Genomic DNA, 16,458 nt, shown 5'->3' on the forward strand with positions numbered 1-16,458 from the left:
GAAAACGTCGCCGCCGGCTTTTTTACTTGATGCTGACGCCGTAGAAGGAGTTCAAGCCGAACGGGCTGATCTTGAAGTCCTGCACGTTGGCGCGCATGGGTTGATACACCGTCGAGTGAGCGATAGGTGTCATAGGGACTGCGTCTTTGAGGACGTGTTGCGCCTCTTTGTAGAGTTCGGTGCGCTTGGCCTGGTCAGTGGTGCGCTTGGCTTCTTTCACGAGGCCGTCGAATTTCTTGTCGCACCATTTTGAGAAGTTGTTGCCGCTCAGCGAGTCGCAACCAAACAGCACGTTGAGCCAGTTGTCCGGGTCACCATTGTCACCGCTCCAGCCAATGATCATGGCCTGGTTCTCGCCACCTTTGGAACGCTTGATGTACTCGCCCCACTCGTAGCTGGTGATCTTCACGTTCAGACCGATCTTCTTCCAGTCGGACTGGAGCATTTCGGCCATCAGTTTGGCGTTCGGGTTGTACGGACGCTGAACCGGCATCGCCCACAGGACGATCTCGGTACCTTCCTTGACGCCGGCTTCCTTGAGCAGCTGCTTGGCTTTCTCAGGATCGTACTTGGCGTCCTTGATGGTGGTGTCGTAGGACCACTGGGTCGGCGGCATGGCGTTGACGGCCAGCTGGCCTGCGCCCTGGTAAACCGAGTCGATGATCTGTGGCTTGTTCACAGCCATGTCCAGCGCCTGGCGAACACGCAGGTCGGCCAGCGGGTTGGCTTCGTTGCTGCCCTTGACCTTGTCCATCACGTTGTAGGCGATGTAGCCCAGGTTGAAGCCGGCCTGGTCAGGCATCTTCAACGCAGGATCGGCTTTCAGTGCGGCGAGGTCGGCCGGACGCGGGAACAGCGTGACCTGGCACTCGTTCTTCTTCAGCTTCTGGATACGTACCGACGGGTCGGTGGTGATGGCGAAGATCAGGTTGTCGATCTTCACGTCTTCAGGCTTCCAGTAGTCCTTGTTGCCGGTGTAACGGATGTTGGAGTCTTTCTGGTAGCTCTTGAACACGAACGGACCAGTACCGATCGGCTTCTGGTTGATGTCGGCAGCCTTGCCTTCCTTCAGCAGCTGCGCTGCGTACTCGGCGGACTGAACCGACGCAAAGCTCATGGCCATGTTCTGGATGAACGCGGCGTCGACTTCTTTCAGAGTGAACTTGACGGTGTGGTCGTCGACTTTATCGATCTTGGTGATGTTGGTATCCATCCCCATGTCGGTGAAGTACGGGAATTCGGTCGGGTACGCCTTACGGAACGGGTCATCCTTGTTAATCATGCGATTGAAGGTGAACAGCACGTCGTCGGCGTTGAACTCACGAGTCGGCTTGAAATACGGGGTGGTGTGGAACTTCACGCCTTCACGCAGGTGGAAGGTGTAGGTCAGGCCGTCCGGGGAAATGTCCCAGCTGGTCGCCAGCCCAGGAACAACGGCGGTGCCGCCACGCTCGAACTGGGTCAGACGGTTGAACATGGTTTCGGCTGAGGCGTCGAAGTCGGTTCCGGTGGTGTATTGGCCTGGGTCGAAACCGGCCGGGCTGCCTTCGGAGCAGAACACCAGGTTAGTCGCAGCGGAAGCGAAAGGTGCGGAGGCTAACAAGCCTGCGCCGACTAAAAACGGAATGACCGCGTGTTTAAGCATGTTGGCCTCATGATTTGTTGTCATTTTTTAATAGTGAGGTACGACCTCGTGAGTCGTGCCTGCGGATACTTATGCAGGGCCCATACCCAATGCAAGATCCAGAGCGCCCGGCGGCATCAAACGGTGGCACGAACGTACCTTAATGTCGCATCTGTATAACTTCTGACGCATTTGACCGTTTGCGGTCGGTTTTTACGGTGCAAATGAAGCCCCAAAACGGTGCATTGGTCACGATTTGCGCGCCGCCTTGGGGCCGGGTGTTACTTATTTATACCCACGCCATAGAACGGGGTTAGACCGAACGGGCTGATCTTGAAGTCGGTGACTTCCTTGCTCAGCGGCTGGAACACCGTGGAGTTGGCGATCGGCGTGATCGGCACCTGCTGTTTAAGGATCAGTTGCGCCTGTTGATACAGTTTTACCCGTTGCGATTTATCCGTGGACACCTTGGCCTGCTGCACCAGCTTGTCGTAGGCCGGATCGCACCACTTGGCGTAGTTGCTGCCTTTCACCGCCGCGCAGCTGTAAAGCACGCCCAGCCAGTTGTCCGGGTCACCGTTGTCACCGGTCCAGCCGTAGATCATCGCGTCGTGTTCGCCATTCTTGGCGCGCTTGATGTACTCGCCCCATTCATAGCTGACGATGTTGGCCTTGATGCCGATCTTCTCCCAATCCTGCTGGATCATCTGTGCCGACATCCGCGCATTCGGGTTGGACGCGCGCTGCACGGTCATCGCCCAGAGATTAATGGTTGTACCCGGTGCAACCCCGGCTTCCTTGAGTAGCGCCCTGGCTTTTACGGGGTCGTACGGTGCGTCCTTGATATTCGGGTCATAGGACCATTGCGCGGGCGGCAGGGCGTTCTGCGCCAGTTGCCCGGCACTTTGATAAACCGCCTTGATGATCGCCGGTTTGTCGATGGCCATGTCCAGCGCCTGGCGCACCTTTAATTGGTCCAGCGGCGGATGGGTGGTGTTGTAGGCGAGGAAGCCTAGGTTGAAACCGGCCTGCTTCAAGACGCGCAGGTTCGGGTCTTTTTCCATCACGTCGATATCGGCCGGGCGCGGGTAGCCGCTGACCTGGCATTCGCCGGTCTTGAGCTTCTGCAGGCGGACGGCGGCGTCCGGGGTGATCGAGAACACAAGGTTGTCGATTTTCACATCTTCGGGTTTCCAGTAGTCCTTGTTCGCCGCGTAGCGGATCTGCGAATCCTTCTGGTAGCGCTTGAACACGAACGGGCCGGTGCCGACCGGTTTCTGGTTGATGTCTGCTGCCTTGCCTTCCTTCAGCAACTGCGCGGCGTATTCGGCCGATTGCACCGAGGCGAAGCTCATGGCGAGGTTTTGCACGAACGCGGCGTCGACGTTGTTCAGGTTGAAGCGCACGGTGTTTTCGTCGAGTTTTTCCACGGACTTGATCGTGGTGTTCAGGTCCATGTCGGTGAAGTACGGGGACTCGGCGGGGTAGGCCTTGCGGAAGGCGTTGTCCGGGTCGAGCAGGCGCTGGAAGGTGAACAGGACGTCGTCGGCGTTGAAGGTGCGGGTGGGGGTGAAGTAATCCGTGGTGTGGAATTTTACGTTCTGGCGCAGGTGGAAGGTGTACTGGAGGCCGTCCGGGGTTACGTCCCAGCTTGTGGCCAGACCGGGTTCGACTTCGGTGCCGCCGCGTTTGAATTGGGTGAGGCGGTTGAAGACGGTTTCGGCGGAGGCGTCGAAGTCGGTGCCGCTGGTGTATTGGCTGGGGTCGAAGCCTGCGGGGCTGGCTTCGGAGCAGTAGACCAGGTTTGTTGCGGCGTTGGCGATTGGGGTTATGGCGGTCAGGGCCAGGGTGATCAGGAGTGGTTTTAGGGTGAATCTATGCATGTCTGGCCCGTGGGTCTGGAGGTGGTTGTTCCTTGAGGTTAGCGGGGATTTGGGGGTGTTCGGAAATATCGTTTTTTGAGGGGGGGTGTCTATCTCGGTATATCCAGCGGTTTTTTGGCATATCCGTTTCTTCGGGTGATGCCGCTGGCGGTTTCGCTCTTACAGCGACTCCCTTTGGCAAACGCCCCAAAGGAAGCAAAGGTCTTGGGCCCCGGCGTACGGCACCTCGCTGTGGCTCGGTGTTCCTTCGTTCCGGGATTCATCCGGGGGCATCGCCTACGGTTTGCTTCGCTGCACCTCCTCTCGATGCATGCGGCTGCGCCGCACGGTCGCTGCGCTCCCACCCCCGGATGAATCCCTCCACTCAGCCTGCCGAAGGGGCCAGCACGTCAAAAGCGTTACTCGAGCTAACGCTCATTGTGTTGAGTGGTGGAAAGCAGAAAGCGGAAAGCGGAAAGCGGAAAGCGGAAAGCGGAAAGCAACTGCGGACCGCTTGATCGTTCCCGCGCTCCGCGTGGGAATGCCGCCCGGGACGCTCCGCGTTCCATTTTCGAATGTTTAAAGATGTGTGGGATTCTCCGAACCTTCCCACAATGTTTTCAGGTTGTCCGTCGGAAGCACGATCCCTAGTCTTTGGTTGTCGCAGAAAACTCTGTGATTGGGTGTGAGAACCCAGGCAAGCGAGTGTTATTCAAACGTCAGTCCGACCATAATTGCCGCCAGCTTTCTGCTGCCTGTAGTTGATTTATGGCGGCCGTGTGCGGGCAGACTTTGGTCTGGCCGGAATCTCCTTGCCCGGTTTCTCACCCCGCACATAGCTGCCACCTCTTCGCCGCGTGAGAACGGCATTTGGTGGCTTCAAGTCAGCAAGGAGTTAATCAATGAACAAGGTTGTCCCCGACCCACCCCTCGAAACACCCACGCCCCTCGAAGAAGCCATGCGCGCCGAAGACCTCGCCCGCAACCGCGAAGCCATCAAACGCGCCCTCGACTATTACCTCTGCCCCAACCCTTCCAGACCGCGCCCGAGCACGATGTATATGGTCACGCCCAACGTCGACACCGAAAGCCTGCTGGCCAATGCCTGCGAATCCCTGGCGTCGGCCAGTACCATCGCCAGCAATTTCGCCAATGAACTCAGCGGTTCGCAGCGCAGTACGGCGCTCGGCATCCAGCAGATCATCATGCTGGCCGAGCTGGCGGTGAACCGGGCGCTGGATCGGGTTGATCCGCGATCCTGACAACGCAAATCCCGGGCACAAAAAAACCGGCGATCATTCACTGATCGCCGGTTTTTCATTCAGCCGTCATTTCAATCATTGCATCAACACTTCGATCGAGCCGTCGGCGGTCAGGCTGACCTGGCTGGTGCCCGCTTCGACTTCAGGCGTGACCGGTGCAGCGTCCATGCCGGCAGCGGCTTTCATCATCATCGGGGCGCGCATGTACGGTTGTGGGTAGCCGTTGCTGTTGAGGTTCAGGTTGACGATTTTGTAACCCTTGCCGCCCAGGGCGTCGGTGGCCAGCTGGGCGCGGGCCTTGAAGGCGGTGACGGCTTCTTTCAGCAGTTTGTCTTCGCTGGCCTTGCGGGTCGGGTCGGCGATGGCGAAGTCCATGCCGCCCATTTTCAGGTCGGTCAGCAGTTCGCCGGTAAGTTTGGACAGGGCGGCGAAGTCGGTGCTTTCCAGGCGCAGTTCGGCGCGTTCGCGCCAGCCGGTGATTTTCTGGCCCTTGGTGTCGTAGATCGGGTAGCTGTTGCGGCTGCCCTGGCGCAGGGTGATGTCTTTGACCTGCTTGGCCTGGGTCAGGGCCTTGTTCATGGTGGTGCTGACGTCGGCCGCGAGTTTGGCCGGGTCGGTGTTCTGTTCTTCGGTGTAGAGGGTCACGATCATCAGGTCGCGGGCCACTTCCTGGCTGACTTCGGCGCGCAGGGAAATCTGGTTGTAGTGCAGCTCATCGGCGGCCAGGGCCGGAAGGCTGGCGACGCTGCCGACGGTCAGGGCGAGAAGGGCGGCGCTGCGGCGAAATGTGTGCATGAAAGCTCCTTGATGAGGGCGCAGGTGATGGTTCGGGGGCCTGCGTGAAACCATCAGACTCTAGCTTTTATGATCCGGTTCGCCCAGTTACAACTTCTATACAGATGGCTGGTGGCTGCTGCGCAGCCAATCGCGAGCAAGCTCGCTCCCACATTTGGGACGCGTTCCCTGTGGGAGCGAGCTTGCTCGCGAAGGGGCCCTTATAGCCGCAGAAAAACTTTGCGCCATGTGGTCGTTTGCCGCACTTTCGCCTCTCAAGCCCGCGCCTTGGTTATACTCCGTGCGATCCGCCTGGAGCGCTCATCAGGAGAGCTCATGCTCGCCCCCGTACAACTGACTTCCGCCACTCGCCAGAATCTCTGGCGGCTGACTTTCATCCGCACCCTGGTGCTGGCCGCGCAGGCCGGTTCCGTGGGCCTGGCCTACTGGCTGGAGCTGTTGCCGTTGCCGTGGGTGCAACTGGTGATGACCCTCGGCTGTTCGATTCTGCTGTGTGTGTTCACCGCCGTGCGCCTGCGCACTTCGTGGCCGGTCACCGAGCTCGAATATGCGCTGCAACTGGCCTGCGATCTGGTTATCCACAGCGCCTTGCTGTATTTCTCCGGTGGTTCGACCAACCCGTTCGTTTCGTATTATCTGGTGCCGCTGACCATCGCTGCGGTGACGCTGCCGTGGCGTTATTCGGTGGTGCTGTCCGGCATTGCGCTGGCCCTGTACACCCTGATGCTGACGCATTTCTATCCGCTGGAAACCCTGCCGGTGGCCCGGGAGAACCTGCAGATCTACGGCATGTGGCTGAGTTTCGCACTCGCAGCGGCGGTGATTACGTTCTTCGCCGCGCGCATGGCCGAAGAGCTGCGCCGGCAGGAAGAATTGCGTGCGATCCGCCGTGAAGAAGGCCTGCGCGACCAGCAATTGCTGGCCGTGGCGACTCAGGCCGCCGGTGCCGCCCATGAACTGGGCACGCCGCTGGCGACCATGAGCGTGTTGCTCAATGAAATGCAGCAGGATCATCACGACCCGATGCTTCAGGAAGACCTGAAGGTGTTGAAGGATCAGGTGAAGCTCTGCAAGGAGACCCTGCAACAACTGGTGCGCGCCGCCGAGGCCAATCGCCGGATGGCCGTGGAGATGCAGGACGTCACCGAGTGGCTCGACGAAGCGCTCAACCGCTGGCACCTGATGCGTCCCGAGGCCAGTTATCGATTCCAGCGCCTGGGCCAGGGCACGTTGCCGCGTGTGGCGCCGCCGCCGGATCTGACTCAGGCCTTGCTGAATCTGCTGAACAATGCCGCCGACGCCTGCCCGGAAAATCTTCAGGTGACCCTGGACTGGACCGCCGAAGACCTGACCATCAGCATCCGCGACCACGGCGCCGGTGTGCCGCTGGCCATCGCCGAGCAGATCGGCAAACCGTTTTTTACCACCAAGGGCAAGGGCTTCGGCCTGGGCCTGTTTTTGAGCAAGGCCAGCGTGACACGCGCCGGCGGCTCAGTGAAACTCTATAGTCATGAGGAAGGCGGCACGCTCACCGAGCTGCGCCTGCCCCACGGCGCCCGAGGAGAGCAACATGAGTGACGAAATCCAAGTCGAAGGCGAAGAACTGCCGCATTTGCTGCTGGTCGATGACGACGCGACCTTCACCCGGGTGATGGCCCGCGCCATGGCCCGCCGTGGTTTTCGCGTCAGCACCGCCGGTTCCGCCGAGGAAGGCCTGACTATCGCCCAGGCCGATCTGCCGGACTACGCCGCGCTGGACCTGAAAATGGACGGCGATTCCGGTCTGGTCCTGCTGCCCAAGCTGCTGGAACTGGACCCGGAAATGCGCGTGGTGATCCTCACCGGTTACTCGAGCATCGCCACGGCAGTCGAAGCGATCAAGCGCGGTGCCTGCAATTACCTGTGCAAACCGGCGGACGCCGATGACGTGCTGGCAGCGCTGCTGTCCGAGCACGCCGACCTCGACAGCCTGGTGCCGGAAAACCCGATGTCGGTGGATCGTCTGCAGTGGGAACACATCCAGCGTGTGCTGACCGAGCACGAAGGCAACATCTCCGCCACTGCCCGTGCCCTGGGCATGCACCGCCGTACCCTGCAGCGCAAGCTGCAGAAGCGCCCGGTTCGTCGCTGAACCTGCGCTGAACGGCCATCGCCAGCCCTCGCGATAAAGCGCACCGATCAACTATGATCGGTGCGTGTCTGTTCTTTTCTTTATCGAGCCTTTTCCATGAATCAGAACGCTGAATATTCCGCGGTCAACGATGCTGTGCGCGGGCAGTTTTTTCGCAAGGTGTGGGCCATGACCACGCCTTACTGGCGCAGCGAAGAGAAGGGCAAGGCCTGGACGTTGCTGATTGCCGTGATTGCACTCTCGCTGCTCAGCGTGGGCATCTCGGTGTGGTTCAACACTTGGTACAAGGACTTCTACAATGCGCTGCAAAAGAAAGATGAAGCGGCGTTCTGGCATCTGATCCTGTACTTCTGCGCGATTGCTGCGGTCGCGATTGTCGGTGCGGTGTATCGGCTCTACCTGACTCAGATGCTGACGATCCGCTGGCGGGCCTGGCTTACTGAAAAGCATTTTTCCCGTTGGCTCGCCGACAAGAATTACTACCAGCTGGAGCAGGGTGGTTACACCGATAACCCGGACCAGCGGATTTCCGAAGACCTCAACAATTTCACCTCCAATACCCTTGAGCTGGGTATCGGGCTGCTGCGCAATATCGTCAGCCTGGTGTCGTTTTCGATTATTTTGTGGGGCGTCTCGGGCAGCATCGAAGTCTATGGCATCACCATTCCCGGCTACATGTTCTGGTGCGTGCTGGTTTACGCGGTGGTGGGCAGTTGGTTGACGCACTTGATCGGTCGTCGTTTGATCGGTCTGAACAACCAACAACAACGCTTTGAAGCCGACCTGCGTTTTTCCATGGTGCGGATTCGGGAAAATGCCGAAAGCATTGCTCTGTACAACGGCGAACCGAATGAGAATCGTCGCTTGAGCGGCCGCTTCGGCAATGTCTGGCACAACTTCTGGGACATCATGAAAGTCTCCAAGCGCCTGACGTTTTTCACGGCCGGTTACAGCCAGGCCGCGATCATTTTCCCATTCATCGTCGCCTCGCCGCGTTACCTCGCCGGCAAGATCGAGCTCGGTGAACTCATGCAGATCAGCTCGGCATTCGGCAACGTTCAGGAGAGTTTCAGCTGGTTCATCAGTGCTTACCAGAACCTCGCTTCCTGGCGCGCCACGTGCGATCGTCTGCTGAGCTTCCATCAGGCCATGACCAGCAACGAAGAGCGTGCACCGGCCATCGACGTGCAGAATCAGGGCAGCGAATTGAAGGTACACAACCTCGGGCTCGATCTGGCCGATGGCCGTCATCTGCTGACCAGTGCCACGATGACCGTAGAACCGGGCGACCGGGTGATGCTCAGTGGCCGCTCCGGCAGCGGCAAGTCCACGCTGTTCCGGGCGATGGGGCATCTGTGGCCGTCGGGTCACGGCAGTATCCGCTTGCCGTCCGCCCGTTATCTGTTCCTGCCACAGAAACCGTATCTGCCGATCGGCACCCTGCGCGACGCCTTGAGTTATCCACAACCGGGCGACACCTACGCGCCGGAACGTTATGCACAAGTGCTGGAAACCTGCCGTCTGCCGCATCTGGTGGCACGTCTGGACGAAGCCAACCACTGGCAACGCATGCTCTCGCCGGGTGAACAACAACGACTGGCCTTCGCCCGTGCGCTGCTCTACGCACCGCACTGGCTGTACATGGACGAAGCGACGTCGGCGATGGACGAAGAAGACGAGGCCACGCTGTATCAGGCCCTGATCGATCAGCTGCCGGGCCTGAGCATCGTCAGCGTCGGCCATCGCAGCAGCCTCAAGCGCTTCCATCCACGGCATGTGCGGATCGACAGCGGGCATCTGGTCGAGCAGACCGTGACGGCCTGATGTGCACCGTCCTCTGTGGGAGCCTGCTCCCATAGAGGACGGTGATCGTACAACTCCCTTGGGCTATGATGCCCCTCTTACCGAATTTTCGAGACAAACGCAGACCATGGAAACCCCGATCGACACCCCGCGCCTCCCTCGCAAGCGCCGCAGCCTGGCACAGGAACTGGTGACGGTGCTGACCGAGCAGATCCGCGACGGTCTGCTCAAGCGTGGCGACAAGTTGCCCACCGAGTCGGCGATCATGGAAGCCCATGGCGTCAGCCGCACGGTGGTACGCGAGGCGATTTCCCGGCTGCAGGCTGCGGGGCAGGTCGAAACCCGCCACGGCATCGGCACCTTCGTGCTCGATACGCCGAGCCCGAGCGGTTTCCGGATCGACCCGGCCACCGTGGTCACCTTGCGTGATGTGCTGGCAATTCTCGAATTCCGTATCAGCCTTGAAGTCGAATCCGCCGGCCTCGCCGCACAGCGTCGCAGCGCTGAACAACTGGCCGCGATGCGCGCCGCCCTCGATGCGCTGAACGAAAGCGTGGCCCATGCCAGCGATGCGGTGGCGTCGGATTTCCAGTTCCATCTGCAAATCGCGCTGTCCACCGGCAACCGCTACTTCACCGACATCATGACCCACCTGGGCACCAGCATCATTCCGCGTACGCGGCTGAATTCGGCGCGCCTGGCCCATGATGATCAGCAGCATTACATGAATCGCCTGAGCCGCGAGCACGAGGAAATCTACGAGGCCATCGCCCGCCAGGATGCCGATGCCGCCCGCGCGGCCATGCGCCTGCACCTGACCAACAGCCGCGAACGGCTGCGTCAGGCCCATGAAGAGGCGCAGGCTCAGGGCTGAGGGATCAGGCTTCGATGTACAGTTTCAACGGTTCGGAACACGGTTCCAGACTGGCCTCATCAGCGAACTTGTAGCGCAGCTCGACGGTGCTGTTCAGGTACTTTTCCAGCTCGAATCTCGGGATGCTCAGTTCGATTCCCGTCAGGCCGACCATATCGTCCAGTGCGTCATCCCAGACGCCGGTCGGCTCCGACAAACCCAGCCATTCAGGCTCTTCCGGATCCTCGCCGAGGATCGGGTACACATCCCAGTTCGGCGGGGTGTTCTGGCCGTCGGGTACGCGGACGATCAGGTCGTCATCCAGGTTCGACAGCCTCAGGATGATCGAGTCGCTGGCGTGATCGGGGAATTGCGGAAGGTGTGCAGCGGCAAACGTCATGGCTCGTTCTCCTTGAAAGATCTGCCGCGATCCTTCGCGGCAGTCGTCGCACTTTACCCGGCGAATCGGTGAGGCGCGCCGGGGCAATCTTGTCCGGGCATTTCAGCTCTTGGGCAGAATCGAACGATCGACCCTGACGGTCAGTTTGCCCGGGGCGGGGGTGACTTCGAACAGGGCCAGACCCTGTGCATCCACCGAAGTGCGGGCGATGGCGACACCGTCGAGCAGTAATTGCAACGGCGCGCCTTTCAGCGATTGGCCGGAAGCCAGTTCCAGTTTCAATTTGATGGTCATCGAATCACTCCTTAATCCGTATTGCCGGCAGGTTGATAGTCCTTGAGCAGCAGATAGGTGCTCCAGCCCCACCAGTCATCGACGGTGGCCGTGTCGTTGAGGTTGTTCACATCCTTGCGTCGAAGCACTTTGCCGCCCTGAACGCGGAACAGCGGCGCAAAATTGCTCTCCAGTCTGTGCACATCAGCGAGGTCCGGAAGTTGTTGCAGCGCCGCGAAAGCGGTTTCATCGGGGCTGGTGCCGCTGAGGAAGGCGTCGAACACTTCGTCGGCGGACGCCTGGGTTGCCTGTTTGACATGGGACTGGTTGGCGAGCTGCCCATCCTCGGGGAAGAGATCGAAATAGCGTTTGTCACCATAGGTGCGCCAATGTTCGCCCAGACCGTTGCGGACTTTGAGGCCGAACCGGTTGTCTTCGTCGTGCATGAAGCGGGAGATCAGTGAACCCAGATCCCCGGGAGTCACCACCGCTGCCAGTTCGCGGCGCGGTACGCGCAGGTGGCCGGAGGCGAACAGGTCAGTGAGGAAATGATCGGCGAAGGCATTCATGGCGTAGGCCTGTTCGAGGGCTGCGTTGTCCTTCTTTTCGTGGGCGTGGACCGCCTGCCTGAGCGCTGCTGCATGTCCGGCGATGTAGGCGCGTTGTGCCCATTCACCAAAATGGTCGGGATTGTTGGCCGCCAGTTTCAGATAACGTCCCAACGGGAAAAGGGCGGATACAAAACTGCCACCGCCGGTGATTTTGTTCCACTCTTCGGACAACGTATCACCCAGTTTGTCGTAGGCCTCATGGGCGGGTTTACCCTCGCTGATGGCTTGCTCAACGGCGGCAGCTTCCTGCTTTGCCACCTCCAGGATATTGCCGACTTCGGCTTTGGCGGCAGGCGCAATTGCCAAAGAGTTGTACGCAGCGCTAAAGCGCTGCACACGCTCGGCGGGTGTCGCGCCGTCGCAGATCGGTTGTTCGGGGATCCCATAGAAATCGCCACCCAATCCCAGTATCTGCCCATAGGTCAGCGTCAATCCGTTGGGCAGGTGCAGGGGAATCTTGCCGGCCGGCCGTGGCGGTGTCGTTGTGTCCAGACGCAACAGGACGCTGTCGCCGATGGCGGTGTGTTCAAGCATTTCGTAATACAGCCCGATCCCTTTGCCCGCCGCAGGTTTACGCGGGCTGGCGACGGGAGGCGGGGGCTCGATGTGCGAGTCGGTAGCCAGCAGCACGATATGCGACTGCTCGCCCTCGATTTCGATCCCCGTTTCACTGAACAGCTCCTCGAAGCGCGCGATACGCGGCGCTGTTTGTTTTTGTGGGTCTGACATTTCCGGCTCCTTGAGATGTCATTCGGATAAAAAAACATACTGTACTTATAAACAGTATTTGTCAGGCTAGCCCAGATGTTTCCTACGTCAAGATAAGCAGAGTCCTACTCGGACGTGGATGACGTCGATGAAATGCAGTTGACGGTTATCTTTTAAGTTGTACGATGACCTACAACTTCAGCGAAGGCTGAACGGTCCACTCACAAAAAACGTTGCTACCAGGGTGTTCGAATAATGAATCCACAAGAACTGAAGTCCATCCTCTCCGCCGGCCTGCTGTCGTTCCCGGTCACCGATTTCAATGCCCAGGGCGATTTCAACCGCGCGGGCTACATCAAACGCCTGGAATGGCTGGCCCCGTACGGTGCTTCGGCCCTGTTCGCCGCCGGTGGCACCGGTGAGTTCTTCTCCCTGGCCGCCAGCGAATACTCGGAAATCATCAAGACTGCCGTCGACACCTGCGCCAGCAGCGTGCCGATCCTCGCCGGTGTCGGCGGTTCGACCCGCCAGGCCATCGAATACGCTCAGGAAGCCGAGCGTCTGGGCGCCAAAGGCCTGTTGCTGCTGCCGCACTACCTGACCGAAGCCAGCCAGGACGGCGTCGCCGCCCACGTTGAAGCAGTTTGCAAATCGGTGAACATCGGCGTGGTGGTGTACAACCGCAACGTCTGCCGCCTGACCGCGCCGCTGCTGGAACGTCTGGCCGAGCGCTGCCCGAACCTGATCGGCTACAAGGATGGTCTGGGCGATATCGAGCTGATGGTGTCGATCCGTCGTCGTCTCGGCGATCGCTTCAGCTACCTCGGTGGTCTGCCGACTGCAGAGGTCTATGCCGCTGCCTACAAGGCGCTGGGCGTGCCGGTTTACTCCTCGGCGGTGTTCAACTTCATCCCGAAAACCGCGATGGATTTCTACCACGCGATTGCCCGCGAAGATCACGCCACCGTCGGCAAGATCATCGACGACTTCTTCCTGCCATACCTGGACATCCGCAACCGCAAGGCCGGTTACGCCGTGAGCATCGTCAAGGCAGGCGCCAAGATCGCCGGCTATGACGCAGGCCCGGTGCGGGCGCCGCTGACCGACCTGACCCGCGAAGAGTACGAAATGCTCGCCGCGCTGATCGACAAGCAAGGTGCGCAGTAACACAACCCTATAAATAAGGCCGCTGAGCAATCAGCGGCCTTTTGCGTCAGGAGAATGATTCGTGACCAAGCGCTATGACAACTACATCAACGGTGAATGGGTCGCCGGCAACGATTACTCGGTCAACATCAACCCGTCCGAGCTGAGCGACACCATCGGCGACTACGCCAAGGCTGATCTGGCTCAGGTCAACGCCGCCATCGACGCCGCACGCGCCGCGTTCCCGGCGTGGTCGACTTCGGGCATTCAGGCTCGCCACGATTCGCTGGACAAGGTCGGCACCGAAATCCTCGCCCGTCGCGAAGAACTCGGCACCCTGCTGGCCCGGGAGGAGGGCAAGACCCTGCCGGAAGCCATCGGCGAAGTGACCCGCGCCGGCAACATCTTCAAGTTCTTCGCGGGCGAGTGCCTGCGTCTGTCCGGCGACTACGTGCCGTCGGTACGTCCGGGCGTCAACGTTGAAGTCACCCGCGAAGCCCTCGGCGTGGTCGGCCTGATCACCCCGTGGAATTTCCCGATTGCCATCCCGTCGTGGAAAATCGCCCCGGCCCTGGCCTACGGCAACTGCGTGGTGTTGAAGCCGGCGGATCTGGTGCCGGGTTGCGCCTGGGCACTGGCCGAAATCATCTCCCGCGCAGGCTTCCCGGCCGGCGTGTTCAACCTGGTGATGGGCAGCGGTCGTGTGGTCGGTGAAGCGTTGGTCAACAGCCCGAAAGTCGACGGTATCAGCTTCACCGGCTCCGTTGGTGTGGGGCGTCAGATCGCGGTCAACTGCGTGTCGCGCCAGGCCAAGGTTCAGCTGGAGATGGGCGGCAAGAACCCGCAGATCATTCTCGACGACGCCGACCTCAAGCAGGCGGTCGAGCTGTCGGTGCAGAGCGCGTTCTATTCCACCGGCCAGCGTTGCACCGCGTCGAGCCGACTGATCGTCACCGCCGGCATTCACGACAAGTTCGTCGAAGCCATGGCCGAGCGCATGAAGTCGATCAAGGTCGGCCACGCGCTGAAGGCCGGCACCGACATCGGTCCGGTAGTCTCGCAAGCGCAGCTTGAGCAGGACCTGAAATACATCGACATCGGCCAGTCCGAAGGCGCTCGCGTGGTCAGCGGCGGTGGTCTGGTGACCTGCGACACCGAGGGTTATTTCCTCGCGCCGACCCTGTTTGCCGACAGCGAAGCGTCGATGCGTATCAGCCGCGAAGAGATCTTCGGCCCGGTGGCCAACATCGTCCGCGTGGCGGATTACGAGGCCGCACTGGCCATGGCCAACGACACCGAATTCGGTCTGTCGGCGGGCATCGCCACGACGTCGCTGAAGTACGCCAACCACTTCAAACGTCATTCCCAGGCCGGGATGGTGATGGTCAACCTGCCGACCGCCGGCGTCGATTACCACGTTCCGTTCGGGGGCCGTAAGGGTTCATCCTATGGCTCACGTGAGCAAGGCCGTTATGCGCAAGAGTTCTACACCGTGGTGAAAACCGCCTACATCGGTTCGTAAGTCGCTGCACCCGCGCAGGGTTATTGCCAAGGCCCTGCGCGGCACAAGACCAAAGAATGTTTTACCCGCATAAAAATAATCAGTGGGAGTACATCTACATGCAATCGTCCAAGCCGACTCACGTCCGCTATTTGATTCTGCTCATGCTGTTCCTGGTGACCACGATCAACTACGCCGACCGCGCCACCATCGCGATCGCCGGTTCCAGTTTGCAAAAAGACCTCGGCATCGACGCGGTCACCCTCGGCTACATCTTCTCTGCATTCGGTTGGGCCTACGTGGCCGGGCAAATCCCCGGCGGCTGGCTGCTCGATCGCTTCGGCTCGAAAAAAGTCTATGCCCTGAGCATTTTCACCTGGTCGCTGTTCACCGTGCTGCAAGGCTTCGTCGGTGAGTTCGGCATGTCCACGGCCATCGTCGCGTTGTTCATGCTGCGCTTCCTGGTCGGGCTGGCCGAGGCGCCATCTTTCCCCGGCAACGCACGCATCGTCGCGGCCTGGTTCCCGACCGCCGAACGCGGTACGGCTTCGGCGATCTTCAACTCGGCACAGTACTTCGCCACCGTGCTGTTCGCGCCGCTGATGGGCTGGATCGTCTATGCCTTCGGCTGGGAACACGTGTTCATTGTCATGGGCGTGTTCGGCATCCTGTTCTCGCTGATCTGGCTGAAGGTTATCCACAGCCCGCGCCAGCACCCGATGGCCAACGAAGCGGAAGTGAAGTTCATCGCCGACAACGGCGGCATGGTCGACATGGATCAGAAACAAGGCAAAAAGGCTGACGGCCCGAAATGGGACTACATCCGTCAGTTGCTGACCAACCGCATGATGCTCGGCGTTTATCTGGGCCAGTACTGCATCAACGGCATCACCTATTTCTTCCTGACCTGGTTCCCGGTGTACCTGGTGCAGGAGCGCGGCATGACCATTCTCAAGGCCGGTTTCATTGCCTCGTTGCCGGCGATCTGCGGTTTTATCGGCGGTGTCCTCGGCGGAGTGATTTCCGATTATCTGCTGCGCAAGGGCCACTCGCTGACCTTCGCCCGCAAGGCGCCGATCATCGCCGGCCTGCTGGTCTCCAGCAGCATCGTCGCGTGCAACTATGTTGAAGTGGAGTGGATGGTGGTCGGCTTCATGGCCCTGGCGTTCTTCGGTAAAGGCGTGGGCGCACTGGGTTGGGCGGTGGTCTCCGACACTTCGCCGAAACAGATCGCCGGTCTCAGTGGCGGGCTGTTCAACACCTTCGGCAACATTGCCTCGATCACTACGCCGATCGTCATCGGCTACATCATCAGCTCCACCGGTTCGTTCAAGTGGGCGCTGGTGTTCGTCGGTGCCAACGCACTGGTGGCGGTGTTCAGCTATCTGGTGATCGTCGGCCCGATCAAACGTGTGGTACTGAAAGAGCCGCCAACCAATGGCGGTTCCGAAGCCACCGGTAAATTGTCTCAAGCGCATTCCTGAGGAGC

The 16,458-nt window shown here is 60.1% G+C and carries 14 protein-coding genes; 8 read left to right on the forward strand and 6 right to left on the reverse strand.

The window, feature by feature from the left end:
• Window positions 1-22: 22 nt before the first annotated feature.
• Window positions 23-1,645 (reverse strand): ABC transporter substrate-binding protein, encoded by a 1,623-nt coding sequence (locus CAG02_RS20375; protein ID WP_085711814.1) that lies wholly within the window; start codon window positions 1,643-1,645, stop codon window positions 23-25.
• Between the two features lie 260 nt (window positions 1,646-1,905).
• A complete protein-coding gene (locus tag CAG02_RS20380) occupies window positions 1,906-3,507 on the reverse strand; it encodes an ABC transporter substrate-binding protein (protein ID WP_085711813.1) in 1,602 nt (533 codons plus the stop codon).
• An 881-nt stretch (window positions 3,508-4,388) separates the two neighbouring features.
• Here CAG02_RS20380 and CAG02_RS20385 point away from each other — a divergent pair.
• Window positions 4,389-4,748 (forward strand): DUF6124 family protein, encoded by a 360-nt coding sequence (locus CAG02_RS20385; RefSeq protein ID WP_085711812.1) that lies wholly within the window; start codon window positions 4,389-4,391, stop codon window positions 4,746-4,748.
• A gap of 75 nt (window positions 4,749-4,823) precedes the next feature.
• Here the strand turns inward: CAG02_RS20385 and CAG02_RS20390 are convergent, their stop codons facing one another.
• Window positions 4,824-5,543: an SIMPL domain-containing protein gene (locus CAG02_RS20390; protein WP_085711811.1), complete on the reverse strand. Its 720-nt coding sequence runs from the start codon at window positions 5,541-5,543 to the stop codon at window positions 4,824-4,826.
• A 315-nt stretch (window positions 5,544-5,858) separates the two neighbouring features.
• On the opposite strand from CAG02_RS20390, the gene CAG02_RS20395 reads away from it, so the two are divergent.
• From CAG02_RS20395 to CAG02_RS20410, 4 genes are all read left to right on the forward strand, one after another.
• The gene (locus CAG02_RS20395; RefSeq protein ID WP_085711810.1) at window positions 5,859-7,121 is read left to right on the forward strand and encodes an ATP-binding protein; all 1,263 of its coding nucleotides are present in this window, start codon (window positions 5,859-5,861) and stop codon (window positions 7,119-7,121) included.
• Window positions 7,114-7,674 carry a response regulator transcription factor gene (locus CAG02_RS20400; protein WP_003221630.1) on the forward strand — a complete coding sequence of 187 codons (561 nt, stop codon included), beginning with the start codon at window positions 7,114-7,116 and terminating at the stop codon, window positions 7,672-7,674. Before CAG02_RS20395 ends, CAG02_RS20400 begins: the two co-directional genes overlap by 8 nt.
• 96 nt (window positions 7,675-7,770) lie before the next feature.
• Window positions 7,771-9,498, forward strand: a complete 1,728-nt coding sequence (locus tag CAG02_RS20405) for an ABC transporter ATP-binding protein/permease (protein ID WP_085711809.1) — start codon at window positions 7,771-7,773, stop codon at window positions 9,496-9,498.
• A 106-nt stretch (window positions 9,499-9,604) separates the two neighbouring features.
• Entirely contained in the window at window positions 9,605-10,351 is a 747-nt protein-coding gene (locus tag CAG02_RS20410; protein ID WP_085711808.1) for a FadR/GntR family transcriptional regulator, read from the forward strand.
• A 4-nt stretch (window positions 10,352-10,355) separates the two neighbouring features.
• On the opposite strand, the gene CAG02_RS20415 is transcribed toward CAG02_RS20410, so the two are convergent.
• From CAG02_RS20415 to CAG02_RS20425, 3 genes are all read right to left on the reverse strand, one after another.
• Entirely contained in the window at window positions 10,356-10,730 is a 375-nt protein-coding gene (locus CAG02_RS20415) for a hypothetical protein (RefSeq protein WP_085711807.1), read from the reverse strand.
• 102 nt (window positions 10,731-10,832) lie between these two features.
• Window positions 10,833-11,024, reverse strand: coding sequence for a hypothetical protein (locus tag CAG02_RS20420; protein WP_085711806.1), 192 nt, complete (start codon window positions 11,022-11,024; stop codon window positions 10,833-10,835).
• 11 nt (window positions 11,025-11,035) lie between these two features.
• On the reverse strand, window positions 11,036-12,343 hold the full coding sequence (locus tag CAG02_RS20425; RefSeq protein WP_085711805.1) for a phospholipase: 1,308 nt from the start codon (window positions 12,341-12,343) through the stop codon (window positions 11,036-11,038).
• 234 nt (window positions 12,344-12,577) lie between these two features.
• Here CAG02_RS20425 and kdgD point away from each other — a divergent pair, with 234 nt between their 5' ends.
• The 3 genes from kdgD (at window position 12,578) to CAG02_RS20440 (ending at window position 16,453) form a co-directional block, all read left to right on the forward strand.
• Window positions 12,578-13,489: a 5-dehydro-4-deoxyglucarate dehydratase gene (kdgD, locus tag CAG02_RS20430; protein WP_007953624.1), complete on the forward strand. Its 912-nt coding sequence runs from the start codon at window positions 12,578-12,580 to the stop codon at window positions 13,487-13,489.
• 61 nt (window positions 13,490-13,550) lie between these two features.
• Window positions 13,551-14,990: an aldehyde dehydrogenase family protein gene (locus tag CAG02_RS20435; RefSeq protein ID WP_085711804.1), complete on the forward strand. Its 1,440-nt coding sequence runs from the start codon at window positions 13,551-13,553 to the stop codon at window positions 14,988-14,990.
• 98 nt (window positions 14,991-15,088) lie between these two features.
• Entirely contained in the window at window positions 15,089-16,453 is a 1,365-nt protein-coding gene (locus CAG02_RS20440) for an MFS transporter (protein WP_085711879.1), read from the forward strand.
• Window positions 16,454-16,458: the final 5 nt, after the last annotated feature.

This window comes from Pseudomonas sp. R43(2017), from assembly GCF_002112345.1.
GTDB lineage: Bacteria > Pseudomonadota > Gammaproteobacteria > Pseudomonadales > Pseudomonadaceae > Aquipseudomonas > Aquipseudomonas kribbensis.